Origin of the sequence: Psychrobacter sp. HII-4, assembly GCF_904846595.1 — a bacterium.
GTDB lineage: Bacteria > Pseudomonadota > Gammaproteobacteria > Pseudomonadales > Moraxellaceae > Psychrobacter > Psychrobacter celer.
In genome coordinates, this window is the sequence record NZ_CAJHBJ010000005.1 from 83,124 (window position 1) to 107,814 (window position 24,691).

Here is a 24,691-nt window from a genome sequence, read left to right on the forward strand (position 1 = left end):
TTATTTCACTTCTGGCTGTTGGTTGGCTGCCGCATCAATGACATCGACACCAACCGCCTGCGCGATTTTTTGATCAAACTCAGGACGGAAATATTTAATCGCACTCATCAGTGGCTCCATCGCACCAGGCGCATGGGCACAGAATGTTTTGCCGATCCACAAGTCACGGGTGAGGCCTTCTAGTTTTTCCACATCGCCGACTTGTCCCTCACCATCATTGATGGCGGTAAGCAGCTTGACACCCCAAGGCAGACCATCACGGCATGGCGTGCACCAACCGCATGACTCACGCTGAAAGAAAATCTCAAGATTGCGCAGCAGCGGCACCATGTCCTGCGCTTCATCGACGACCATAATCAGCCCAGTACCCATACGGCTACCGGCTTTTTGAATGGTGTCAAAATCCATCACCACGTCCAAATGCTCTGTTGTCAAAAAGTCGGTCGAGGCACCACCAGGCAACCATGCTTTGAGTGTCTTGCCATCTTTCATGCCGCCAGCCAACTCTTCGATGATCTCGCGAGCGGTATAGCCAAATGGCAGCTCCCATAGACCTGGGTCATTGACCAATCCTGAGCAGCCAAAGAGCTTAGTACCCGGGGTTTCACTTTTGCCTTTGATCTTTGATAGTGACTGATACCACTCGACACCATGATTGAGAATCGCAGGCATATTATTTAACGTCTCGACGTTATTGACCACCGTCGGTCTGCCCCACGCCCCAGAGATTTGCGGAAACGGCGGCTTGGTACGAGGGTTGGCGCGGCGACCTTCTAGGCAGTTGATCAAGGCGGTTTCTTCACCGCAGATATAGCGGCCAGCACCCGTATGTACATGCAGATTAAAGCTAAAATCTGAGCCAAGAATGTTGTCGCCCATCAGGTTGTTGGCTAGGCATTCTTCAATAGCTGTGACCAAGCGCTCAGCAGCTAAGATGTACTCGCCGCGGATAAAGATATAACCATCGGTGGCACCGATCGCATGCGCAGTAATGAGCATACCTTCGATAAGCTGAAACGGTAGGCGCTCCATCAATAAACGGTCTTTAAAGGTGCCCGGCTCCATTTCATCAGCATTACAGATGAGATAGCGCGGCAAGCCATCTGGCGGCGACATAAACGACCACTTTAGACCAGCGTTAAAGCCTGCGCCGCCGCGTCCTCTGACATTGGCCGCCTTGATCATATTGCCGACTTCTTTTGGTGATTTGGACAATGCCTTTCTTAAACCCGTAAAGCCTTGTAGAGACTCATAAGTCGCTAAATCCAAAACGGCATCATGATGCGCCAAACGCCAAGTCAATGGTTTGGTTTCGCTGGTGGCAGTCGCCTTATCACCATAAATTGGTATACGCTGTTCGTTTAGCTGGCTTGGCGCTTTACCTTGACCGCGACGAGCAATTTGCTCTGAAATCGTTAAACTCATGCGTATAGCTCCAATAATTGCGCGACCTCAGATGGCTGGACAGGACCATAAGTGTCTTCGTCTATCAGCACCGCAGGGCCTTTATCACAGTTACCCAAGCAGCAAATCGGTAATAGCGTAAAACGGCCATCAGCTGTGGTCTGCCCATACTCAATACCCAGCTGTGATCGAATTTCAGCCGATAATGCCTCATAACCTGTTAGATAGCAGGCCACTGAGTCACAAATCAGGATGACATGACGGCCGACAGGCTGACGATAAATACGGTTAAAGAAAGTCGCAACGCCGTCCATATCCGACATCGGAATGTCTAATATATTGGCGATAGCATTGACCTGCGCATCATCGACCCAGCCGTTGCGCTTTTGCACGATTTTTAGCGCATCTAGCGAGGCGGCGCGCGCATGGGGATAGTGATGCATATATTCATGAATGGCAGCAATCTCCTCAGGGGTGAGGATGCTGGCCACATCTACTTTTGGCATTTTGTCGGAAACAATTTTCATAATCTTCTATCTTTCCTCACTCATCATGCTAAGCACCTAACCACTACAGCCTTATCATCACTGACACAAAGACACTGTATGATATTGGCAGGTGATCGCATTTTGGCGTGCCATCAGGCAATAATATATTGATTGACTTATCTTAAAAAAAACACTCATCTCAAGTCACAGCGCTAGCGGTCACAGTCTGCCATCACAATATCAATCGATGCCAGATACATAATGGCATCAGAGACCAAGGATCCATTAATCACTGACGGCATCTGCTGCAAATGAGCAAATGTCGGGGTGCGAATACGAGTGCGATAACTCATTGTGGCTTTGTCAGACGTGATGTAATAGCTGTTGAGGCCTTTGGTCGCTTCTACGATGGTGGCACACTCACCCGCTGGCATCACAGGGCCCCAAGAGACAGAGATAAAGTGGTTGATCAGCGTCTCAATGTCATTTAGCGTACGGTCCTTTGGCGGTGGTACCGCTAGCGGATGGTCGGCCTTGTACGGGCCTTGCGGCATGTTGTCCATACACTGGCGGATAATACGCAGCGACTGGCGCATCTCTTCGACTTTTACCATACAGCGATCATAAGCATCACCGTTGTAGCCAACTGGCACTTCGAAGTCAAAATTCTCATAGCCCATGTATGGACGCGCCTTACGCAGATCAAAGTCCACCCCTGTCGCGCGTAGACCAGCTCCAGTGACACCCCAAGCCAAAGCCTGCTTGGCATTGTACTGTGCCACGCCTTGAGTACGGCCCTTGAGCACACTGTTTTGTAGTGCCGCTTTGACATACTCATCCAAACGCTTGGGCATCCACTCCAAAAACTCACGTACCAAGCGCTGCCAGCCACGCGGCAGGTCAGCAGCCGTACCGCCGATACGGAACCACGCTGGATGCATACGGTAGCCGGTGACGGCTTCAATGACATCATAGGCTTTTTGGCGGTCGGTAAACATATAAAATACTGGCGTCATGCCACCGGCATCCTGAATAAAGGTACCGACATACAATAGGTTGTTGGTAATACGGAAAAACTCGCTCATCATCACGCGGATGGTCTCAGCGCGCGGCGGCACCTTGATACCAGCGAGCTTTTCCACCGACATGATGTAGGGCAGCTCATTCATCACCCCGCCCAGATAATCGATACGGTCGGTATAAGGGATAAATGAGTGCCACGTCTGACGCTCAGCCATCTTTTCTGCGCCGCGATGGTGATAGCCAATATCAGGAATACAATCAACGACTTCCTCGCCATCGAGCTGTAGTACCAAACGAAAAGCACCATGCGCTGAGGGATGGTTAGGCCCGATGTTCAAAAACATAAAGTCTTCATCGCGGCCCGAGCGCTTCATACCCCACTCTTCTGGGACAAAGCGCAGGTTTTCTTGTTCGTATTGTTGTTTTGCCGCGTTTAGGAAATACGGCGTAAACTCAGTGGCGCGCGCGTGATACTCTTTGCGCAGTGGATGGCCTTCCCAGTATTTCGGCAATAAGATACGCGTCAGATGTGGATGGCCACTAAAGACAATCCCAAACATATCCCAGACTTCGCGCTCATACCAGTTGGCATTTGGCCAAATCTGCGTGGCGCTCGGCAGCGTCAAATCGTCTTCATCTAGCGCCACTTTGATACGCACATCACTATTTCGCTCAAGCGACATCAAATGATAAAACACCGTAAAGTCGCTATCTGGCAGACCTGCACGGTGCTGGCGCAACCGCTCATCTATCGCGGATAAGTCAAATAGCATGACATAGGGCTTGGGCAACTTGCGCAAGAATAACAATATTTCAAGCAAATCTGCGCGCGCCACCCACACCGTTGGAATCTCATCAACCGTATGCTGCACCACGAACTTGCCAGCATATTTATGGGTAAGCTCTTGGATGACTGCTGGAGCAGGCTTGCTCTTAGGACCCCTATTGTTAGGATCTGTGTTTTCGACTACCGTGACCATGAATGATGTATTCCTTCATTAATCATAACTAAACGATGTTAATCATAACCGAACTGTGATGGGCGTACGCGTACTGAGCACGTCTACGAATTATTAACGATAAAACCCTCGCCAGACTACATAACCGCTGGCGCTAACAGCGCGCTTAGATACTGTCTGGGCTGCGCAGGTTTTTTACCGCGATACGGTCTGCCTGTTTGCGGTCGCGCTCAGGCGTCATTTGCGGCTGGTAGATACCCTGCTCATTGACATGGACACCCAGCGGACGGCGCTCTTTGGTAATAGACTCTTGTAGCAGCATCAGCCCCTGAATCAGCGCTTCTGGACGCGGCGGACAACCTGGCACATAAACGTCGACAGGGATAATCTTATCCACACCTTGTACGACAGAGTAGATATCATACATACCGCCTGAGTTGGCGCAGGCACCCATTGATATGACCCACTTTGGCTCTAGCATTTGCTCATAAAGACGCTGGATAACAGGAGCCATTTTGACAAAACAAGTCCCAGCAACGATCATCACATCGGCCTGACGCGGCGAGGCGCGAATGACTTCGGCACCAAAGCGCGACAAGTCATGAACTGCAGTTAACGTGGTGGCATATTCGACATAACAGCAAGAGGTACCAAAGTTAAATGGCCAAAGCGAGTGCTTGCGACCCCAGTTTGCTGTTGAATGGACAAGGTCTTCGAGACGACCCATAAAGACGTTTTTATTGACTTCATCTTCGATAGGGTCTTTGACCGTTTGACTGGTCTGAGCAGGATAGGTATCTGCATCAGGGTTGGCTTTTGTTAATGTGTATTTCATAACATACAACCTTTATATGGGGCACTGCAGGACAATCATCTTGCCACCGCGCGCGCCCATTATTCATAAGTGATCATTGATATACCATCATAAACCCTAAGGTTTTTTACAGCTTGACCGTCTTAACGCTCAACACTGTCTTTTTGCGCAGACGTGGCAAAATCCACGGAAGTCACATTGCCCGTGGTATTGATATGATCGATATTTTGTAGATGGCGACGATTGGTCTCGATATTGTTTGAGACATTGATCTGCCCTGATGACTGCGCTGGGACTTTACCTGTCGGATCGACCATCAGCTCGTGCGCGCCATCAAAACGGGTGATATCTGCCAAATTAAAACCAGCTGGCGCAGCATGTAGCCGAGGTTTTTTGCGGCGCTTGTCCGCTGGTGCCCAGTTCATCGCGCCCAGACTCAGCTCATATATCAGACCGATGATTAAGATTGTGATAAAGATAGCGGCGGCAGCAAACCCTAACCAGCCGGCTTCGCGCACTGAAACGGCATACGCATAAAGATACAGCGCTTCTAAATCGAAAATCACAAAGAAAATCGCCACCAAATAAAATTTGGCAGACAGACGAATACGGGCGTTGCCTGCTCCGACAACACCCGCTTCAAATACTTCTTCTTTTTGTGAGCCTTGAGAGCGACCGCCAAGCAAACGTGGCACGACCAGCATAAAAACAACTAGCCCAATGGCGGCTAAGATAAAAGCAATTGCTGACCAATTAAAAGCAGACATGATAATACGTGCTCCTCACCCAATCGAGTATCAAGCGCCGCGCAGAGACTGACCAATAAGGGTCGGTGAGCGACAGGCTTGACGCAGACGAAAACACAAAGCGACTGTCATTGAGCCACTGTATTTAAGTAACGACTAAATAACCATATTAGGTACTGTGCTGGTAATAGCCAATTATCAAGTGTATTGACGACGATGTCAGACATGACCAACTGTAGAGGTTCCGCTAGACATACGGAGCAAGCTGGTCGTCTAACCCCGCTTGTAACAACGTAAGATCAACTTATTAAATCAATATCATATCGCACTGCTTACTTAATTGATTTAATAACTCATTACACGTAGTCAACAATGGACGAGACAACTGGCATAAATTATTTACGTACTATACGCATTTCAGTGCCCAAAAGCTAGTTTTTAACTGTATTGGACGGTCACTTTCTCTATAAAAAAAATATGTTTTTTTTACTATAAATTATGATATAGACATTACCTTATATTAACCCCAAATCCATAATTTTTACTTATAATTGATACCATATCATTATTGAACAAAACCACTTGGCTTTACTCGGCATCTCTGCGCGTCCATCTCCTCCCCAAAGTCGTTGTTTTTGCTTTATAATACCTCACCGAATTTTAATGATGTTTCGCCATTAGCACAAAGACACCTTTGGCAGCGTTTCAATCATCTTTGGTAATGATAAACCTACAGCACGATATCTGATGAAAAATCTTAGCCTATATTGGCAATATTTGTTTGTCCCTCTTAGATGACAGTGATGGTTTATCTTTATCCAGTGGCTGTCGGTACAGTGTTTATACCGCTATAGTCAGTTCACTATAAAATGTTATAGCAAGGCTGATAGAAATTTTTGCAACCTCTGTCTGCAGCGGCATAGTACGCCAGAAAACTTTTATCGGCCTTTCTGGTCAATAAACGCATGACGCTTTTATTTATAATCGACTATATTTTATCTTTTGCTTTTGTCTTACAGGTCACGTTATGAGTCAACTCAATCCCAAACAATCCGAGGCCATGCTCTACGTCTCAGGCCCACTACTGGTGCTGGCGGGTGCCGGCTCTGGTAAGACATCAGTGATCACCCGCAAGATTGCGTATCTAATTGAAGAGTGCAACATGCCAGCGGAGCGTATCACCGCGGTGACCTTTACCAACAAGGCGGCGCGCGAGATGAAAGCGCGTGTCAGCAAGCTACTCCCTAGCGAAAAGATGCGTGGTCTGACGGTCTCAACCTTTCACCAATTTGGTCTGCAGTTTTTGCGTTATGAGCTGATGCATACGCCGCTCAAGGGCAATTTTTCTATCATGGACAGCGACGACAGTAAGCGCCTGCTGATGGAGCTGATGATGCGCGACAACCTAAGCGGCGCTGAGAGTCGTGAGCTGGTCGGCAAAGCCATCAAGATGATCTCAGACTGGAAAAACGACTTGATTGAGCCGGATAAGGCGATGGAGACCTTGGACGATCCAGAGGACATGATTTTTGCCACGCTATATGGTCTATATGAGCGCAATCTGCGTGCGTATAACGCTGTGGATTTTGACGATTTGATCGTCTTGCCGACCAAGATACTGCGTGAAAACAGGGAGCTGCGCGACAAATGGCAAAACCGCATTCGCTACTTATTGGTCGATGAGTATCAAGATACCAACACCGCCCAGTATGAGATGATCAAATACTTGGTCGGGCCGCAAGGTCGCTTTACCGTGGTCGGCGATGACGATCAGTCGATCTATGCGTGGCGCGGTGCCAAACCTGAAAACATGGCACTGCTCAAAGAAGATTTTCCCAAACTAAAAATCGTCATGCTCGAGCAAAACTACCGCTCGACCACCCGTATCTTGACCTCAGCCAACGCGGTGATTCTTAACAACGAGCATTTATTTGAAAAAAAGCTCTGGTCGGATAAAGGCCAAGGCGAAAAAATCCGCATCATCAACTGCCGTAATGACGATGATGAGGCCGAGCGCGTCGCCAAAGAAATCGTCACGCACAAGCTGCGCTTTGGCAACGAGTGGGAGCAATACGCGGTGCTTTATCGCAGTAACTTCCAAGCACGTATGCTCGAGGCACAATTGCGCCAATTGCAAGTTCCCTATAAGCTCTCTGGCGGTCAGTCGTTTTTTGCGCGCAGTGAGATCAAAGACATCATGGGTTATCTGCGCCTGATATTAAACCCAGAAGACGACAGTGCGTTTTTGCGTATCATCAATACGCCCAAACGCGGTATGGGGCCTGCGACGCTTGAGAAGTTAGGCTTATTTGCCCAAGAGCATAGCATCTCCTTACTCGCCTCTTGTACCCATGCGGGCCTTTCGCACGTATTGCCATCCAAAGCCCATGGTACGATAAAGGAGTTTGGCGAGTTTATCGAACACTATACCCGCGAGCTGGATCAGCACCCTGACCCTGTGCCCATCGTGCGCCAGATGATTGATGAGACAGGCTATATCGACTTTGTCCGTAGCGATGCCAAGACGCCGCAGCAAGAAAAAAACCGCCTTGACAATATCGACATGCTCTACACCAGTATTCAGTCGCTGATCAACCGCGCAGAAGACGATGAAGATCGCACCATTGATACCATCATTCGCAAACTGGTATTACTCGATATGCTCGAGCAACAGCAAGAAGAAGAAAACACCAATAAAGTCAATCTGATGACCCTGCACGCGGCCAAAGGCTTGGAGTTTGATTTTGTCTATATCATGGGGTTAGAAGAAGAGATGCTGCCGCATCGCAACTCTATCATCAGTGAGACCATCGAAGAAGAGCGGCGTTTGATGTACGTGGGCATTACCCGCGCGCGCCGTGAGCTGACGCTTACGCTGGCAACTCAGCGCCGCGCTGGTGGACAAATGCGCGTCACCTCCGAGTCGCGGTTTTTAGATGAGCTGCCAGAGGATCATATCGACTGGCCTGCCAAAGCCAAAAAGAAAAAAGCCAGCAAAGACCCTGAAAAAGTCGCTGATGAATATTTGGCCAATATTCGAGCATTATTGGGCAATCGTTAACGGTTACTAAACGTTCAGCGAGCGCAGTTCGTCCCCGTCTTTGTTATCATAAGGGCACAGCACAGAAAACATCGACATGGCTGCGTGATGAGACAACTACCGAGTAAATTGAAGACACGCCCTAGTACCTGTCCTAGCATTTGTAAAAAACATTGGAATCTTTATGCCTACGCCACCGCCTGAACAAGAACGACCATCGACCCTGCAAGGGGATTACAATCCTGCAGAGTATAGCGCTGAGTACAAGCTGCTGTATCTACAAAGTCTGGTGGCTAACAGGGCATTTGAGGACATTACCGCGTTTTTAGAAAAGCAATCAGAATATGAAATTGCCAGCTTACTTGAGTCTTTTCCAACACAAGACCGCCTGCTGATTTGGGAGCAAGTACCCGATAATATCAAAGGTGAGGTGCTGGCCGAGCTAGAAGTCGATACGCGCCAGCCGTTGATGGAAAACATCTCATCCAAAGAGATATCGCTGTTTACACAAGACCTAGATGCCCAAGACATCTCGGAGATTTTGGACACGGTGACCGACAGCGTGCGCACCTCGGTGATGGCGACGCTGGACGAAGATATCCGTGTGCAGGTCAATAAGCTCGACACCTATGCCGATTGGGAAGTCGGTAGCTATATGGACCCTGATACCATTCAGGTCAGAGACGACATTACGCTGGCTGAGGTACAAGACTGGCTGCGCGACAATGTCGATCTGCTCGACGACGAAAGCCAAGAGCTGTTGGTCGTCGATCAAAGCCAGCAGTTGCTTGGACTGCTAAGCTTGGTGGATTTGATCAAACATGATCAAACCACTTTGGTCTCAGAGCTTATCGACCCTGCTATCACCATCAATGATCGCCTCGATATCACCGATGCGGCGGCGATTTTTCGCTCAGAAGACATTCGTTTTGCCCCTGTCATCAACAGCCATGGCGAGCTGGTCGGTCAGTTGAATGCCGAGGACATCATGGAAATTATCCAAGATGATGTCGATAGCACCATGAAAAACCTCGCAGGTGTCAGCCAAGATGAGGAGCTGTTTGCCCCTATCTTGACCAGCGCCAAAAGCCGTAGTATCTGGCTCGGTATCAACCTGTGTACCGCGCTATTGGCGGCGGCGGTCATCGGTCAGTTTGAGGCGGTGTTGGCAAAAGTGGTGGCGCTGGCGATTTTAATGCCCGTGGTTGCCAGTATGGGCGGTATCGCTGGCTCGCAAACATTAACAGTCGTCATTCGTGGTATAGCGATGGGTCAAATTGGTGGCTCCAACCGTTTATGGCTACTGAACAAAGAGCTGTGGGTCGGTGCGATAAACGGTATGACATGGGCAATAATCATGGCGTTTATCGCCCAATTGTGGTTTCATGATATCAAGATCAGTGCGGTCGTTGGCTTGGCAATCGCCATCAATATGACTGCAGCCAATGTCTCAGGCATTAGCATTCCTTTACTCCTAAAACGCATGAATATCGACCCTGCTCTATCAGCGTCGGTGATTTTGACCACCGTCACTGATATTGTCGGTTTTATGTCGTTTTTGGGCCTAGCAAGTGTGCTGATACTGTGAGTGAGCACCAAAGCAGTCATGTAGCAGTCATTGACTTTTTTGTTTTTACAAAGCCAATCGGCGTCGCCTGAATCAGGCATTTTTTTGAATTTAATTTACAACCTATCCAATCGTTGAGTGAGTGCGTTATGCAAGCTGTACAAGTAAAAGTGTTAAACCCGAAAATCGTTGAAGACAAGACATTTTCTTTGCCGACACGTGCAACCGATGGTAGTGCTGGTATTGATTTGCGCGCCTGTATCGATGCGCCTTTGACCATCAAAGCAGGGGAAACACATCTTGTCGGTACAGGTCTGGCTGTGTATATCGAGGACCCTAATTATGCTGGGATGATTCTGCCGCGCTCAGGGCTGGGCCATAAGCACGGTATTGTTTTAGGGAATTTGGTGGGTTTGATCGATGCCGACTACCAAGGCGAGCTGATGGTCAGTATTTGGAATCGTAGCGCTGCGGATTTTGTATTAAACCCAGCAGAGCGCATGGCGCAGTATATTGTCGTCCCTGTCGCTCGCCCTGAATTTACCGTGGTGTCAGAGTTTAGTGATACCAGTGCGCGCGGCGCAGGCGGTTTTGGTCATTCAGGTCGCCAGTAGACCGACTTGCTTTTTTTGACTATTTAATAACTGTCGCTTGAATGGAAGACAGGCTCTAGAAAACCTCTACTATTTTAACCATCACGCCATAAGGAGAGTAAGCGATGCCATCTTTTGCTGCGCAGCAACCCTTATTTCGTGCTTATGATATTCGCGGGCCGCGTCAGCATTTTACCACCGATTTTATTCAGGCATTGGGGCACGCTTTTGCCCATCTATATCAAACCGCCGAATACCGAGACACCACCCACAAACAAAGCATCGTCGTCATCGGCTACGATGTGCGCTGCAGCAGTGATGACATCGCACATACCTTAGAGACTATCTTGGCACAGCATGGCCTGCATGTCATTCAGCTCGGTTTGGTGACCACACCGATGATGGCATATTGGGCGGCGCAATATCAGGGACATGGCATCATGGTAACCGCCAGTCACTCGGCCAAAGACATCTTAGGCATAAAATGGCTGGTAAACCATCAGTCCCCTAGCTGTGCTGAGATTCAAGCGCTTTATCAGCAGCTAGTGCCTCCTGATACGCCGCTTGCTCTGACTGCAGCGATAAGTTCGCTGGGGCATCTGCCAACGGAGCAAGTGAGTCATGGCTATATCGACGCCATTTATCATGTTTTTAGCCAGCTATATCCTCTATTATACCCTATAAGTGGTGAGCAGACCTGCGATAAAGCATCACCCCATCACGGACAATACAGCGCAGCCCAGCGGCCATGCAGCGACTGGCGCTATGCTGCGCCCAAGCTTGAGCTGACGGTAGTGATCGACTGTATGCACGGGGCGACCAGTCACATCGCTCAGCCTTTATTTCAGCGTTTTTGTCAGAGCGTTGTCATGCTTAACGATACAGCAGACGGTCATTTTCCTTTGGGTAACCCCGACCCTACTGAGCCAAGTCGGCTCAAACAGTTGCAGCAAGCGGTCACCACACACAAAGCCGATATCGGACTGGCGTTCGATGGCGATGGCGATAGGCTGATGGTCGTCGATGAAAATGGCAAGACGGTGATGCCAGATCATCTGTTGTATCTACTGGCAAAATCCGCGCTCTGCGATAGCGCGCCTAACCCAGCTTCAACCGCGGTGCCTCAAGTACTGTTTGATATTAAGTGCTCCCACCATCTGCCTGCATTGCTGGCCGATCTGGGCGCTGAGCCTATCGTAAGCCGGACGGGGAGTAGTCTGATGCGCCAGCAGATGCAGCATACCGATAGCCGCATTGTCTTTGCAGGCGAGCTATCGGGGCATTTTATTTTTAATGACAAGCGTTTTATCGCTTATGATGATGCCATGTACGCGGCATTACGGCTATTGCATGGATTGGCCGCTCGGCCGGACGATGCTACCAAAACCTCCTTAGCAGCTATCACCCAAAGTCTGCCTACGCTGGTCAGTACCGCCGATCATTATCTGCCAGTACCGTATGCCCTCACGCGCGAGCGCTCTATCGTGACGCAGCTACAGGTTTTTTGTCAGTATATACAGCAGCTCATGGATGCAGCCCGCGAGCAGTCAGATATAGCAGAGTCTCAAGAAGATTGCTTGGTCAATCCTACCTGCAGCCACACAGTTGTTCATGAACGCTCGTCTTGTGATTGTATAGCGCAACAGCCCGCTATCACCTTAGCGCAGGCGCGGCAGTTATTGCCTATCGGTACAAAACTGAGCTGTATCGACGGTGTGCGCTTGGATTTTGCGCATGGTTTTGGCGTATTGCGGCAGTCCAATACCAGTCATCACCTGACCGCGCGCTTTGCAGGTGATAGTCTTGACGATTTAAAAGAAGTACAAAACAGATTTGCCGCTTTGTGCCGACCCTTCGATCAAAGACTGGCAGAGCAAATCATCGCGATTGCTGCTGAATAACTTATCACCCCCACTTTTTTAGCTTATATTTTTACCCTGTACCTTTACCGTAGGAGTTTATAATGACGCTTAATCTAGACGATGCCAAAATCACCGCTGAAGTATTGACCACTGCCCTGCCTTATATTCAACGCTTTGTCGATAAAATCATCGTGGTCAAATACGGCGGTAACGCCATGACTGACCCTGCGCTTGAGAGCTCATTTGCCCGTGATATCGTCTTACTCAAAACCGTTGGCATGCATCCTGTCGTCGTTCATGGCGGCGGCCCGCAGGTGGACAACCTGCTAAAAGAGTTGGGGCGGCAGTCTGATCGCATCGATGGCATGCGTGTCACTGACAAAAGCACCATGGATGTCGTCGAGATGGTGCTAGGCGGCAGCGTCAACAAATCTATCGTCAGTCTCATCAACAAACACGGCGGCCGCGCTATCGGCCTAACTGGTAAAGATGCCAACTTAATTCAAGCAAAAAAACTGATGATGGACAAAATAGGTACCGATGGCGTCGCTGTACCTGTGGATTTGGGGTTCGTCGGTGATGTGGTGAGTGTCAATAAAGACGTGATAAATATGCTTATTGCCTCCGACTTCATCCCTGTCATCGCCCCACTTGGGGTGGATAGTGAAGGCAATACCTATAACATCAATGCCGATCTGGTCGCGGGTAAAGTGGCTGAGTTTTTGCAGGCAGAAAAACTCATGCTCTTAACCAACATCAAAGGGGTATTGGGCCGTGACGGTGAAGTGGTGACTGGACTAACACCTAAGAAAGTCGATGGCTTGATTGAAGATGGTACGATCTCAGGCGGTATGATTCCCAAGATTCAATGTGCACTTGATGCAGTGCGTAGCGGCGTCAAAAGTGCGGTTATCGTCGATGGCCGTGTGCCTCATGCGACCTTACTGGAGATTTTTACCAACGAAGGCGTCGGTACCTTAATCAGTCGTGACCTTGATGCGGCCATGCTTTAGCTTCTTGAGGAGTCAATCATGCCGCTGTGGCTGTGGTGCCTACTGTTTGTTTTAGAGAGCCTATATTGCTGGTGGATTATTGGCTACGGCGGTGCGCGCTGGATAGAGGGCTGGAAGTCGTTCTTTATGATTGAGTGGTTTGCGCTTGATTGGACAGCAGAGCAAATTCGTCTTTACGTCCTCATTATTTGGTGCTTCAGTTTGATTTGGTTTGTCGTAGGTATTATAAAACCCGAGCTTAGACTCTAAGCTTGGGCTTTTTAACTGTCTATCAATTTTATGACCCATCAACATTCATTCAAACAAGATGAATTTAATAAGCACAGAACTCAACAGAACTATGGTAACTATTGCCATAAACCTTCATATAGTGATTGCCTTTGCTCTCAGTAATATAAGACGTTTCATTATCATAGCGGTCACCGTCCAATCGACCACTTGGCCCTGAGACGTAAGCCACATTGATGCGATCATCGCCGACATTACGAATTACTAAATTCTGGTCTGCTGCAAGCCATAAACGAAACACTTTTCCATCTTTGATATTGCCTGTAAAGTTACCGCAATAGCTGTCTTTTGCAAAGGTTACTTTAGTTGATGAGTCTGCCGCCTGTACGCTTGTGGCCATTATAGGTGTTGCTGCAAGCGTAGCCATCAGTAATAATTTTTTCATCATTCTATCCTCGAACATTAGGGTCTATTGAACATTCAGATATCGTGCTGGTAGCACATCTGAATATTCAATAGACCCTATAAATTAGTAAACTTAATTCTACCTATGAGAGCATAGTTTATTATTTGTCAAAGTGACAGCTTTTTTATAAAAATTATTTATAAATAACCGCCTCAAACTCAGCTTCATCAAAGCCGCACAACAATATTGGCTGACCTTGATTTTTATCGTCAATCTGACCTTCCACAATCGGACGCTTAATCATGCTGGTATTTCCTACCAGCAAATCTATCGCTTTATCTATACTGTCATCAGCTGCTTGCTTTTGCTCATCGGTCAGCTTACGCCATGTGGTACCACGCTTGTTTAGCACTTTATCGATACCTAGCGCATCTACCCAACGCTCTACGCTCTCTTTATCAATACTCTGCTTTTTATAATCATGAAACTCATAGCTGACACCCAGCTCATCAAGCTTAGTAAACGCTTTTTTCATGGTGCTACAAGATTTGATGCCATAAACAGTGATGCTCATAAAAACTCCCAATCTATAATCATTAGTCGCTGTATTATACCGAAGCCGGTTAATTTTTGGTTTGTTAAACAAAAACCTCCTGTCGCTGCTATGACGCCTTCCTCCAACTTGCCAACCTGTCGTCGTGACAGCGCGCAAACGCGTCATCATACCATCGCAATTTTTGCCAAATTACGCTATGCTATGGCATTATTTTGTTTTACCCAATTTATCTGTAATCATCAATTTCGAGCCGACTATGAGCAACGCCGTGACAGCAGAAACTGCTAATACCAATCAGACCAACAATACTTCTATAGACCCTACCCAATACCAACCGCAGCTGATCGAAGCGGCACAACAAAAAAAATGGGCAACGGACAAACGCTATGAAGTGAGCAATGCGCCAAGCGACAAGCCAAGTCGCTATATGCTGTCGATGTTTCCGTACCCAAGTGGCAAGCTGCACATGGGACACGTGCGTAACTATACCATCTCTGATGTACTCAGCCGTTATTATCGCCTCAAAGGCTTTGATGTCATGCAGCCAATGGGCTGGGATGGCTTTGGCTTGCCAGCAGAAAACGCCGCCATCGCCAACCAAACGCCGCCTGCTGCTTGGACATTTGCCAACATCGACAACATGCGCGCCCAGCTAAAATTGCTCGGTCTCTCTATCGACTGGTCACGTGAGTTTGCCACTTGTAGCCCTGAGTATTATCAGTGGGAGCAGTGGTTATTTTTGCAGCTCTACAAAAAAGGCTTGGTCTACAAAAAGCTCTCTACCGTCAACTGGGATCCGGTCGACAACACCGTTCTTGCCAACGAGCAAGTCATCGATGGCAAAGGCTGGCGTAGTGGCGCGCCCGTTGAGAAACGCGACATCCCGATGTATTACTTTAATATCACTGATTATGCCGATGAGCTGCTCGATGATTTAGACCAGCTAGAGGGTCATTGGCCATCTGAAGTTCTAACCATGCAGCGCAACTGGATCGGCCGTAGCGCGGGTATGGAAGTACACTTCCCTTATGAGCTTGCCGGCGAGCGCAACACCTTAGAAGTGTTTACCACTCGCCCTGATACCTTGATGGGCGTCACTTATGTCGCCGTTGCCGCTGAGCATCCGTTAGCGCAGTACGCCTCTGAGCATGATGACGCCATCGCTCAGTTTTGTGCACTGTGCAAAAAAGGCTCGGTCGCCGAAGCGGATCTGGCCAAAGCCGAAAAAATCGGTATGGATACAGGCCTGACCGTGACCCATCCTCTCACTGGTGAAGAAGTCCCTGTGTGGGTCGCCAACTATGTCTTGATGAGCTATGGCTCAGGCGCAGTGATGGCGGTACCAGCGCACGATGAGCGCGATTATGAGTTTGCAACCAAATACAGCCTACCTATCAAGCAAGTCATCCAGTCGCCTGCAGACTTTGAAGCATCCGTCCTTGCTGCGGCTCAAGCGGACGGCTCTGAGCCAAATCTTGCTTATACTGAGCGCAATATCTTGGTGAACTCAGGCGAATTTGACGGCTTGGATTTTGATCAAGCGTTTGAGGCAATGCTTGCCAAACTTGAGCCCCAACAGCTTGCGAAGAAAAAAATCCAGTATCGTCTGCGTGATTGGGGCGTCTCGCGTCAGCGCTATTGGGGCTGCCCTATCCCAATGATCAACTGTGAGCACTGCGGCACGGTGCCTGTCGAAGAGCAAGACCTACCTGTCGTACTGCCAACGGATGTCGTCCCCGATGGCCGCGGCAACCCGCTCAAAAGCATGCCAGAGTTTGTCAATACCACTTGTCCAAAGTGCGGCAACCCAGCTGAGCGCGAGACCGATACCTTTGACACCTTTGTTGAGTCGAGCTGGTACTACGCACGCTTTGCCAGTCCAAACGACACGCAAAACATGGTCAATAAATCTGCCGCCAATAAATGGCTGCCTGTCGATCAATACATCGGCGGTGTCGAGCACGCGGTCATGCATCTACTTTATGCGCGTTTCTTCCATAAGCTCATGCGCGACGAAAACTTGGTATCAGGCGATGAGCCTTTTGCCAACTTGATGACGCAAGGCATGGTGCTCGCGGGCACTTTTTACCGCCGCAACGCTGATGGCAGCACCACTTACTACTTCGCCGAAGATGTCGATATCGACTACAACGAGCGCGGTCAGCCAGTTAAAGCGATTTTAAAATCTGATGGACAGCCTGTCACCATCGGCAAAATAGAAAAAATGTCCAAATCAAAAAACAACGGTGTCGATCCACAAATCACCATTGATAAATATGGCGCGGATACCGTACGTTTGTACACGCTATTTACCGCTCCTGCCGATCAGACGCTTGAGTGGTCAGATGACGCGCTAAAAGGCCCCTATAACTTCGTTAAAAAAGTATGGCGCATCGCAACCGACCATATGCAAGCCATAGCGGCTGCAAGCCTAAGCCCTGATGCATTAAATAAAGCCACGCTCAATAACGAAGTATTAAACACAGAGCATCTTAGCAAAGCGGCGAAAAACTTACGCCGTAAGACTCATGAAACCGTCGCCAAGATTGACAGTGACCTAGGCGAGCGCTTGGCGCTAAACACGCCCGTCTCAAGCCTTATGGAGCTTGCCAATGAGCTGACTGGTTTTAAAGCCAGCAGTGAGCAAGACCTGCGAGTACAGCACGAAGCATTGATTGATCTATTAATCATGCTATCTGCCTACGCACCGCACGTCGGCGAGCACTTGCTTGAGCAGCTGGGTGTCGATACGGTCAACTTAAGCTACCCTGCTGTCGACGAGCGCGCTCTGGTACAAGACACCATCACCATGGTGGTGCAGGTCAATGGCAAGATGCGCGGCAAAATGGATGTCGCCCCCAACAGCGACCCTGAGCAGCTAAAAGCGCAAGCACGCGCACTTGAGGGTGTGGCCAAGTTTTTGACAGGGGACATCAAAAAAGAGATCGTCGTACCCAATAAGCTGCTCAATATCGTGGTTGCAGGCTAGTACATCGTCTTTAGCTAGGCGCTACCCGCTAGCGCTGTTCTGCGATGCGTCTTTATTACGTTAGGGCGTGCCCTCACCTTTATTCGATAGTGGCCTTTACTGCTTTACTAGGCCAAAGACGAGGATTTGAGGGCACCTCCCAAGCTTTTTATCATTAAAGGATAGCGATTATGTCGTATAAGCACCGAGCAGTACCGTCACAATCATCGACCAGCGGACAAAAACTTGCGACAGCGTTACTGGCTGCTTTGCCGATGATGACCGTGCTCGGTGCCACCACCGCACTGAGTGGCTGCGGCTTTCAGCTGCGCGGTTATGAAACACCAATGCTGCTCGATGTGGCCAAAACAGCGGTCATTATCGAAGATGATCGCACGTCGTTTCCGCTCAAGCTGCCATTGACCCAGCGCCTAAAAACCCTAGGCGCGGAAGTCATGAGCAATATGACCTTAGATGATGTGGCACGTAACAATCGACAAGCACATGCAGAGCCCATCGCCGTCATCGATATCAGCAATGTGCGATTTAAGCGTTATGAGCTGGTTGGGGTTTTGACAGAAATCCGTTTGGTGCTCTCAGCCGATGTCAGCTATCAAACCTTTGAAAATGGCAAACCTGTGATACTCAAAAATGCCATCCAAGTCGATCGCAGCTATCAGTACAACGAAGCCTCGGTCAGCACTGACGATCAGCAAGGTGATCAGATTCGTGACTGGCTCTATGAGCGCTTGGCACGCCGTATCACGGATCAATACGTCGCCATCTCCTTACCCAAAGTGCCACCTGCTGGTAAGCAGACAGTACCCGTCATAAACAGCGCCACTGCACCCACCGTGATGGTGCCAAACGCCCAGTAATTTTATAAGTTTGTAGGAATGCTCTGCTATTCTTCATGATCAAGTAACGCCGCTCTTTTCTTCTTTTTTTTAACCTGTGTATCCTCAGCCTATGCAAGATACTTTTATCCAAGCCTATCCAAAACTACTACAACCCGCGGCGGCAGTAGCTGGCTTGTGGCTGGCACACGGTGATGAGCCATTACTCAGTCAATGGCTTATCGATGCCATGCGTCTGCACTGGCGCGCGCAAAACTATGCCATCAAACGTATCGAGCTGGTGTCAGTCAAAAGCTGGCAAGATGTACTATCCGAGCTTGGCAGTCAGTCGTTGTTTGACGATGCCAGTGCACTGATTGTGACAGGCAATCACAAGCCTGATAAAGCCGTCATTGCCGCGCTCGAACGTTTTGCTATCGAGGCACAAGCAGGCACGCACAGTCACAGCCTGCTATGGCTCACGCCTAAGCAAGACAAGCGCAGCCAGAGCAGCAAATGGTTTGCGCCGTTTGCTCAGTACGGTCACGTGATTGATTGCAACTTGTACAATGAGCAGCAGCGTCAGCAGTTATTACAGATACAGGCCCAGCAGTTTGGCCTCACGCTGTCACAAGAAGCGTGGCAGCTGCTGATGTCGCATACCGAGCACCATCTGCTAAGCGCCTATCAAACCTTATGGCGGCTCTCTTATCTGTTTGCGCCGCAGCTCGCACCTGCGGCGACTCCTCATCAACAATCAGCCCATTACTCTACCAGCTCAACTGACGGCGGGACTCATACCGACAACGTCGCATTAGATATTGATGATCTACAAGCCGCGCTGGTCAGTGATGCTCAGTTTAGTGTCTTTGATTTATCCGATGCCATGCTGGCTGGCAACAGCGCGCAGGTAGTCAAAATCATCACGCAGCTCAAGGCCACCGATGAGCCGACAACGTTGGTACTGTGGGCAATCAGTAAAGACATGCGCCAGATTATGCAGCTGCTAGATGGACAAGACCCGCAGGCGCTCGGCATTTGGCGCAGCAAACAAGGCTTATATCAGCAGGCGTGTCGTCGCCAGTCAAAGGCGCAGACCGCGCAGTGGCCGGCGCTGCTTTATCGCTGCGACCAAGCCATTAAAGGACTTATCCGTCAGCCTGCGTGGGAGCTGTTGTTACAAGCAGCGCTTGAGCTGTCCGGCAAACGCTTGTTTATCGCTTGATACACCTCTTGTTTGACCGCCATCTTTAATTTACTTCTACCTAATTTACTTCTATAAACGAATTACTTGTATAAAAGACGACCAAATCCGCCACAGCCGAGTGGTAGGTTTTGGTTCTCTCGATCCTCCTTAACCTTTCTTAAACTAATTGCCATTCCTTTTTGCGTAGCAAGCCTCTACTATAGCTACACTTGATTTTATTGTGATTGGATAGTTGTCATGGGAAAAATAAGCAAAAAACCTGCGATCAAATGGGCAGTGGTCGCTTTGGTCATCGTCGTATTCGGCGCGCTGGCCTATCGTTTTTTTATGCCAAAAGAAACAGCGCCTAACTACCTAACGGCAAAGGTAAAGGTCGGTGATATCGAAAACAATGTCATGGCATCAGGCAAGGTCAAAGCCCTCAATACCGTCGATGTCGGCGCGCAGGTATCAGGTGAAGTCAAAAAGCTGTATGTCGATATTGGCGACCAAGTCCAGCAAGGTGATTTGATTGCTCAAATTGACCAAGTCACGCAACGAAATGCCTTAGACAATCAACAAGCCACACTAGAGCAAAGCGCAGCAGCATTACAAAGCGCTCAGGCGGATGTATTAAGTAAACGTGCCAACTTAAAAAGCGCTTATGCCGATTTGGCCAGTCGTCAATCTGAGCTTAAACAGGCACAATCTGACTTTGCCCGCTTAAAATCCTTAGTAGAAATTGACGCCATCAGTCAGCAAGAATACGACACCCAAGCCACAGCGGTTCAAACTGCTAAAGCGGCAGTGGACAATGCACGCGCGGCGATTGACACTGCCAAGGCCGCTATCGTGACTGCCAATGCCAATATCAGTAGCCAACAAGCCGAGCTTAGAAAATCACAAACCAACGTCAATACTGCTCAGCAAGATTTAGGCTACACCACCATCCGCGCGCCCATGTCAGGTACAGTCGTCTCTATCACCACTGAGCAAGGCAGCACCGTTAATGCCAATCAAACCGCACCGACCATCGTTACCTTAGCCGACTTATCCACCGTGCGTATTAACGCGCAAATCTCCGAAGCAGATGTGATTAATGTACAAGCAGGCATGCCAGTGTACTTTAATATCATTGGTAATCCTGAGCAGAAATTTGATGCCACGCTCAAAGCTATTGAGCCTGCTCCTGAACAAATCAGTGAGACCAGCTCGACCGACACCGCTATCTACTACATCGGTTATTTAGAAGTGCCCAACCCTGAGCGCCGATTTCGTATTGATATGACTGCGCAGGTGTACGTGGTCATTGACCAAGCCAAAGATGCCCTATTGATACCCTCTACCGCCCTTAAAAACAGCAAGACCGATACTAGCGGTAAGACCACGGCGACCGTACGCGTACTACAAGCAGACGGCACGGTTAAAGAACAGCCTGTTACGGTTGGGATTAATAACCGCGTCAATGCGCAAATTCTTAGCGGCTTAAAAGCAGGTGACGATGTCATTTTAAGCGAAGACAATAGTAGCAGTAAAGGCAAACAATCTGGCGGTGGTCGCCCACCATTTTAACGGCAACACAGGTCAACAATGAAGACGTACTAAAAAGAGATGATAAAGGTAGATGCTGGTTATGAATACCCAAAAAATGCACGCTGAAACGGCTGATGCGCCACCATTAATGCAGCTGACAGGCGTCATTAGGGAGTTTCGCGCAGGCGAACAGATAATTCGGGTACTGCATGATATTGACTTGACTATCTATCAAGGTGAGATGGTCGCCATCATCGGGCAATCAGGCTCAGGCAAGTCAACCTTGATGAATATCTTGGGCTGCTTGGACAAAGCCAGTGCAGGCGACTATAAGATTTATGGCAAATCAGTCAACCAGCTTGAGGCCGATGAGCTGGCGACCCTACGCCGTGAACACTTTGGCTTTATTTTTCAGCGCTATCATTTGCTTGGCGACATTAACGCACGCGACAATGTTGCCGTGCCTGCCGTCTATGCAGGTATGGACAAAGAGGCACGTAGCGAACGCGCCGCACACCTGCTCGGTGATTTGGGTCTGGCAGACAAGGTTGGCAACCGTCCCAGTCAGCTATCAGGCGGTCAGCAGCAGCGCGTCTCTATTGCACGCGCCTTGATGAATGGGGGCGAGATTATCCTTGCCGATGAGCCGACAGGCGCGCTCGATAGCCAATCGGGCAAAGACGTGATGCAAATCTTGCAGTCGTTAAACGAGCAAGGGCACACCATCATTATGGTAACGCACGACCCCAACATCGCCGCGCAAGCTGAGCGTGTCATCGAGATTAAAGACGGCTATATTATTGATGACTATCACAATGACCATTATGAGCATAGCACACAGCAGCCTGAGGCCATCTTAGAACAGCACAAAAAAAGCCGCATCGGTAGCTTTATAGACCGCCTGCTTGAGGCCTTTAAAATGTCGCTGCTGGCCATGCGCGCGCACAAAATGCGCACGTTGCTGACCATGCTGGGCATTATTATTGGTATTGCTTCAGTCGTCTCAGTCGTGGGCTTGGGTAAAGGCTCACAGCAGCAAATTTTGACCAATATCAGCTCGCTTGGCACCAATACCATCACTGTCATCGATGGCTATCCATGGGGGGATCCAAGGCGCAGTTACAACGATGACAACTTAACCCCTGATGACGCCAATGCCGTTGCCGCGCAGCCTTATGTGGTCAGCGTCAGTCCTCAGTTAGATGGCAGCGCTACTGTCCGCTATCGCAGTATCCAAGAATCAGCGACCGTCAGTGGTGTGGGTAAAGACTATTTGGATGTGACGGGCGAAACGCTGGCACAAGGACAAGCCTTTGATGAACAAAGTATTTTGCGGCGTACACAAGACGTCATCTTAGATGACAATGCCAAAAATACTTTTTTCGCGGATAATGACAACCCTATTGGTGAAGTTCTACTAATTGGCACAGTACCAGGGCGCGTGATAGGTGTCCTTGAACCCAAAGACAGTGGTTTTGGCCCAAGCTCTGATTCTCCAACCATCTACATGCCCTACACGACTGTCATGTCGCGTATTGAAGGCAGTGCCTATATTGAGAATTTCGTGGCCTTGGTGGATGAAAGCATCTCATCGTCAGCGGCAGAGTCAGCTATCTCGCAGCTGATTGAAGAGCGGCACGGCGCAGACGATTTTCGTACCCGCAATTCTGATTCTATTCGCCAGACTATTGAGTCCACGACCTCGACCATGACGCTATTAATTTCTTCGATTGCTATCATTTCATTGATTGTTGGTGGTATCGGCGTCATGAACATCATGCTGGTATCTGTCACCGAGCGCACCAATGAGATTGGGGTGCGTATGGCTGTCGGCGCGCGTCAAAGCGACATTATGCAGCAGTTTTTGATTGAGGCCATTTTGGTGTGCGTATTGGGGGGCTTGCTGGGTATCGGACTGGCCTTTGCCATTGGTGAGGTGATTAATCGTGTGGGCGGTGACAGCTTTCAGGTTATCTACTCACCGACCTCTATTATCGCAGCTTTTGTTTGCTCGACACTCATTGGGATTGTATTTGGCTTTTTGCCAGCCCGTAATGCCGCCAAGCTCGACCCTGTTGATGCCTTGTCGCGTGATTAAAGCAACATGGGACATAAATATGTTCAAAATCACGGTAAACTAAGAAAAAAGGCAGTTTTCTTAAATTAAGGGTTGCATTACTCAAAATTATCTATATACTATGCTCTCACGTTTAGGGATACAGAACTTCTTAAACGAGAGAGAAAAGTTAGGGCCGATAGCTCAGTTGGTAGAGCAGTTGACTTTTAATCAATTGGTCCCGCGTTCGAGTCGCGGTCGGCCCACCACTTTTTCTTTCACACCCTTTTAGGGCCGATAGCTCAGTTGGTAGAGCAGTTGACTTTTAATCAATTGGTCCCGCGTTCGAGTCGCGGTCGGCCCACCATATTTGAAAAGCCCCATCACTAACTTGATAGTGATGGGGCTTTTTTTTGCGTGCCTGTTACCGCTATCGTTTAGAGTTACGGCGACGCGAAAAGACAGTAAAGTTAGCGTCTTTGCGCCATAGCAGCTTATGTTTGATGGTGTCTTTGATGGTACGCGGATGCTTGGGTGCCTGCGTGATGAGCATATCAAAAGTGGCGTCGTCTATCGCCAGCTCACGCCCATGTGCCATCATGACATTACTCGGCTGCATGTCTTTGATCTTTTGTAGCGATGCAGTATACGCAGGCGGACTGTAAATCGGAAATGGCGCAACAAATTTATGCCGCAGCTTGATAATCAAGTCTGCTGTATATACTTGCCGGCTGGGCAGATGAAATAACGATAAGTCACGGTCGGTATGTCCAGGTGTCTCAAGTACCAACCAATCGCTAAAGTGAGGAATTTTATCCCCCTCACTTACCGTCACATCAGGATGCAGGTGCGCAGGATACCATAGGTTTTTTAGCGGACGGTTTTGGCGATGCGCCACATAATACGCCAGCCCTGTATCGACCAGATGCATCATTTGCCCGCCGATACCTGCATACCATTGCCGTGACTTTTCTGCTGAGACGATACGGCAGCCTGTGGCTTTTTTAAGCGCATTTGCACCGCCTGCGTGATCAGGATGCATGTGTGTCACCATGACTACCTTGAGCTGGCTTATCGGGCGCTGTAGTGTGTCTGTGATGTACGCCAGCACCATCGGCACATCAGCACGGCAGCAGCCGTCAAGTAGCAGCAACTTATTAGCATATACCGCCAAATAGATACTTTGAATATAACCGTCCAATCGCACAATCTTATCTAAGCGCATAAGTCATCCTTGAGTGTTTGCTTAGGGCGTGTCGAACATTCGACCATGGCACTGACAGCGACTATTTTTTAGACGATTCGAGGTTAAAAATAATAAGTTTAGTCACTCTAAGCGCTTATTTTTAACGATGAAGCGGCAAAAAAGAGTCCTGTCCCCTGCTTTTATCGTTGGGCCTGATGACACCCCTT

19 protein-coding genes and 2 tRNA genes are annotated in these 24,691 nt (G+C 48.9%); 13 read left to right on the forward strand and 8 right to left on the reverse strand.

Translation table 11 applies throughout. The annotated features are described in order from the left end of the window. The 5 genes from nuoF to ndhC all read right to left on the reverse strand — a co-directional run bounded on the left by nuoF (nt 1) and on the right by ndhC (nt 5,455). Nucleotides 1–1,425, reverse strand: coding sequence for an NADH-quinone oxidoreductase subunit NuoF (nuoF, locus tag JMX98_RS04730; RefSeq protein WP_198335863.1), 1,425 nt, complete (start codon nt 1,423–1,425; stop codon nt 1–3). Further along, complete coding sequence (gene nuoE, locus JMX98_RS04735) at nt 1,422–1,931, reverse strand: NADH-quinone oxidoreductase subunit NuoE (RefSeq protein ID WP_075101455.1); 510 nt, start codon at nt 1,929–1,931, stop codon at nt 1,422–1,424. Before nuoE ends, nuoF begins: the two co-directional genes overlap by 4 nt. A 173-nt stretch (nt 1,932–2,104) precedes the next feature. Continuing rightward, nucleotides 2,105–3,895, reverse strand: coding sequence for an NADH-quinone oxidoreductase subunit C/D (gene nuoC / locus JMX98_RS04740; protein ID WP_105244961.1), 1,791 nt, complete (start codon nt 3,893–3,895; stop codon nt 2,105–2,107). Nucleotides 3,896–4,040: 145 nt separating this feature from the next. Then, complete coding sequence (locus tag JMX98_RS04745) at nt 4,041–4,709, reverse strand: NuoB/complex I 20 kDa subunit family protein (RefSeq protein WP_075101453.1); 669 nt, start codon at nt 4,707–4,709, stop codon at nt 4,041–4,043. Between the two features lie 122 nt (nt 4,710–4,831). Next, nucleotides 4,832–5,455 carry an NADH-quinone oxidoreductase subunit A gene (gene ndhC / locus JMX98_RS04750; RefSeq protein WP_192994816.1) on the reverse strand — a complete coding sequence of 208 codons (624 nt, stop codon included), beginning with the start codon at nt 5,453–5,455 and terminating at the stop codon, nt 4,832–4,834. Nucleotides 5,456–6,461: 1,006 nt separating this feature from the next. Here ndhC and JMX98_RS04755 point away from each other — a divergent pair. From JMX98_RS04755 to JMX98_RS04780, 6 genes are all read left to right on the forward strand, one after another. Next, nucleotides 6,462–8,495, forward strand: coding sequence for a UvrD-helicase domain-containing protein (locus JMX98_RS04755; protein WP_201584995.1), 2,034 nt, complete (start codon nt 6,462–6,464; stop codon nt 8,493–8,495). A gap of 163 nt (nt 8,496–8,658) precedes the next feature. Beyond that, nucleotides 8,659–10,062, forward strand: coding sequence for a magnesium transporter (gene mgtE / locus JMX98_RS04760; protein WP_201584997.1), 1,404 nt, complete (start codon nt 8,659–8,661; stop codon nt 10,060–10,062). 128 nt (nt 10,063–10,190) lie between these two features. Then, a complete protein-coding gene (gene dut / locus JMX98_RS04765) occupies nt 10,191–10,655 on the forward strand; it encodes a dUTP diphosphatase (protein ID WP_201584998.1) in 465 nt (154 codons plus the stop codon). Nucleotides 10,656–10,759: 104 nt separating this feature from the next. Beyond that, nucleotides 10,760–12,535 (forward strand): phosphomannomutase, encoded by a 1,776-nt coding sequence (locus tag JMX98_RS04770; protein ID WP_201584999.1) that lies wholly within the window; start codon nt 10,760–10,762, stop codon nt 12,533–12,535. Between the two features lie 62 nt (nt 12,536–12,597). Beyond that, nucleotides 12,598–13,509, forward strand: a complete 912-nt coding sequence (gene argB, locus JMX98_RS04775; protein ID WP_201585000.1) for an acetylglutamate kinase — start codon at nt 12,598–12,600, stop codon at nt 13,507–13,509. Nucleotides 13,510–13,527: 18 nt separating this feature from the next. Then, nucleotides 13,528–13,758, forward strand: a complete 231-nt coding sequence (locus JMX98_RS04780) for a hypothetical protein (protein ID WP_201585001.1) — start codon at nt 13,528–13,530, stop codon at nt 13,756–13,758. 64 nt (nt 13,759–13,822) lie between these two features. Here the strand turns inward: JMX98_RS04780 and JMX98_RS04785 are convergent, their stop codons facing one another. Both JMX98_RS04785 and JMX98_RS04790 read right to left on the reverse strand, forming a co-directional pair. Further along, nucleotides 13,823–14,182, reverse strand: coding sequence for a hypothetical protein (locus JMX98_RS04785; RefSeq protein ID WP_198335856.1), 360 nt, complete (start codon nt 14,180–14,182; stop codon nt 13,823–13,825). 154 nt (nt 14,183–14,336) lie between these two features. Further along, a complete protein-coding gene (locus JMX98_RS04790; protein WP_201585002.1) occupies nt 14,337–14,717 on the reverse strand; it encodes a Spx/MgsR family RNA polymerase-binding regulatory protein in 381 nt (126 codons plus the stop codon). A gap of 238 nt (nt 14,718–14,955) precedes the next feature. Between JMX98_RS04790 and leuS the strand changes: the two genes are divergently transcribed. The 7 genes from leuS to JMX98_RS04825 all read left to right on the forward strand — a co-directional run bounded on the left by leuS (nt 14,956) and on the right by JMX98_RS04825 (nt 23,645). After that, nucleotides 14,956–17,688, forward strand: a complete 2,733-nt coding sequence (gene leuS / locus JMX98_RS04795; protein WP_201585003.1) for a leucine--tRNA ligase — start codon at nt 14,956–14,958, stop codon at nt 17,686–17,688. 170 nt (nt 17,689–17,858) lie between these two features. Further along, a complete protein-coding gene (locus tag JMX98_RS04800) occupies nt 17,859–18,545 on the forward strand; it encodes a hypothetical protein (protein ID WP_227680035.1) in 687 nt (228 codons plus the stop codon). A 91-nt stretch (nt 18,546–18,636) separates the two neighbouring features. Next, entirely contained in the window at nt 18,637–19,728 is a 1,092-nt protein-coding gene (locus tag JMX98_RS04805) for a DNA polymerase III subunit delta (protein WP_201585004.1), read from the forward strand. 219 nt (nt 19,729–19,947) lie between these two features. Next, nucleotides 19,948–21,261: an efflux RND transporter periplasmic adaptor subunit gene (locus JMX98_RS04810; RefSeq protein WP_201585005.1), complete on the forward strand. Its 1,314-nt coding sequence runs from the start codon at nt 19,948–19,950 to the stop codon at nt 21,259–21,261. Between the two features lie 61 nt (nt 21,262–21,322). Next, entirely contained in the window at nt 21,323–23,320 is a 1,998-nt protein-coding gene (locus JMX98_RS04815) for a MacB family efflux pump subunit (RefSeq protein WP_201585006.1), read from the forward strand. 151 nt (nt 23,321–23,471) lie between these two features. Next, nucleotides 23,472–23,547 (forward strand) — tRNA-Lys (locus JMX98_RS04820). Between the two features lie 22 nt (nt 23,548–23,569). Continuing rightward, a tRNA-Lys gene (locus JMX98_RS04825) sits at nt 23,570–23,645 on the forward strand. Between the two features lie 63 nt (nt 23,646–23,708). Here JMX98_RS04825 and JMX98_RS04830 read toward each other — a convergent pair. Next, a complete protein-coding gene (locus JMX98_RS04830) occupies nt 23,709–24,503 on the reverse strand; it encodes an MBL fold metallo-hydrolase (protein ID WP_201585007.1) in 795 nt (264 codons plus the stop codon). Nucleotides 24,504–24,691: the final 188 nt, after the last annotated feature.

Bases quoted from the DNA above. Each gene is read 5' to 3' on its own strand.
- nuoF (WP_198335863.1), bottom strand. From the start codon at position 1,425: ATGAGTTTAACGATTTCAGAGCAAATTGCTCGTCGCGGTCAAGGTAAA.
- nuoE (WP_075101455.1), bottom strand. From the start codon at position 1,931: ATGAAAATTGTTTCCGACAAAATGCCAAAAGTAGATGTGGCCAGCATC.
- nuoC (WP_105244961.1), bottom strand. From the start codon at position 3,895: ATGGTCACGGTAGTCGAAAACACAGATCCTAACAATAGGGGTCCTAAG.
- JMX98_RS04745 (WP_075101453.1), bottom strand. From the start codon at position 4,709: ATGAAATACACATTAACAAAAGCCAACCCTGATGCAGATACCTATCCT.
- ndhC (WP_192994816.1), bottom strand. From the start codon at position 5,455: ATGTCTGCTTTTAATTGGTCAGCAATTGCTTTTATCTTAGCCGCCATT.
- JMX98_RS04755 (WP_201584995.1), top strand. From the start codon at position 6,462: ATGAGTCAACTCAATCCCAAACAATCCGAGGCCATGCTCTACGTCTCA.
- mgtE (WP_201584997.1), top strand. From the start codon at position 8,659: ATGCCTACGCCACCGCCTGAACAAGAACGACCATCGACCCTGCAAGGG.
- dut (WP_201584998.1), top strand. From the start codon at position 10,191: ATGCAAGCTGTACAAGTAAAAGTGTTAAACCCGAAAATCGTTGAAGAC.
- JMX98_RS04770 (WP_201584999.1), top strand. From the start codon at position 10,760: ATGCCATCTTTTGCTGCGCAGCAACCCTTATTTCGTGCTTATGATATT.
- argB (WP_201585000.1), top strand. From the start codon at position 12,598: ATGACGCTTAATCTAGACGATGCCAAAATCACCGCTGAAGTATTGACC.
- JMX98_RS04780 (WP_201585001.1), top strand. From the start codon at position 13,528: ATGCCGCTGTGGCTGTGGTGCCTACTGTTTGTTTTAGAGAGCCTATAT.
- JMX98_RS04785 (WP_198335856.1), bottom strand. From the start codon at position 14,182: ATGAAAAAATTATTACTGATGGCTACGCTTGCAGCAACACCTATAATG.
- JMX98_RS04790 (WP_201585002.1), bottom strand. From the start codon at position 14,717: ATGAGCATCACTGTTTATGGCATCAAATCTTGTAGCACCATGAAAAAA.
- leuS (WP_201585003.1), top strand. From the start codon at position 14,956: ATGAGCAACGCCGTGACAGCAGAAACTGCTAATACCAATCAGACCAAC.
- JMX98_RS04800 (WP_227680035.1), top strand. From the start codon at position 17,859: ATGTCGTATAAGCACCGAGCAGTACCGTCACAATCATCGACCAGCGGA.
- JMX98_RS04805 (WP_201585004.1), top strand. From the start codon at position 18,637: ATGCAAGATACTTTTATCCAAGCCTATCCAAAACTACTACAACCCGCG.
- JMX98_RS04810 (WP_201585005.1), top strand. From the start codon at position 19,948: ATGGGAAAAATAAGCAAAAAACCTGCGATCAAATGGGCAGTGGTCGCT.
- JMX98_RS04815 (WP_201585006.1), top strand. From the start codon at position 21,323: ATGAATACCCAAAAAATGCACGCTGAAACGGCTGATGCGCCACCATTA.
- JMX98_RS04830 (WP_201585007.1), bottom strand. From the start codon at position 24,503: ATGCGCTTAGATAAGATTGTGCGATTGGACGGTTATATTCAAAGTATC.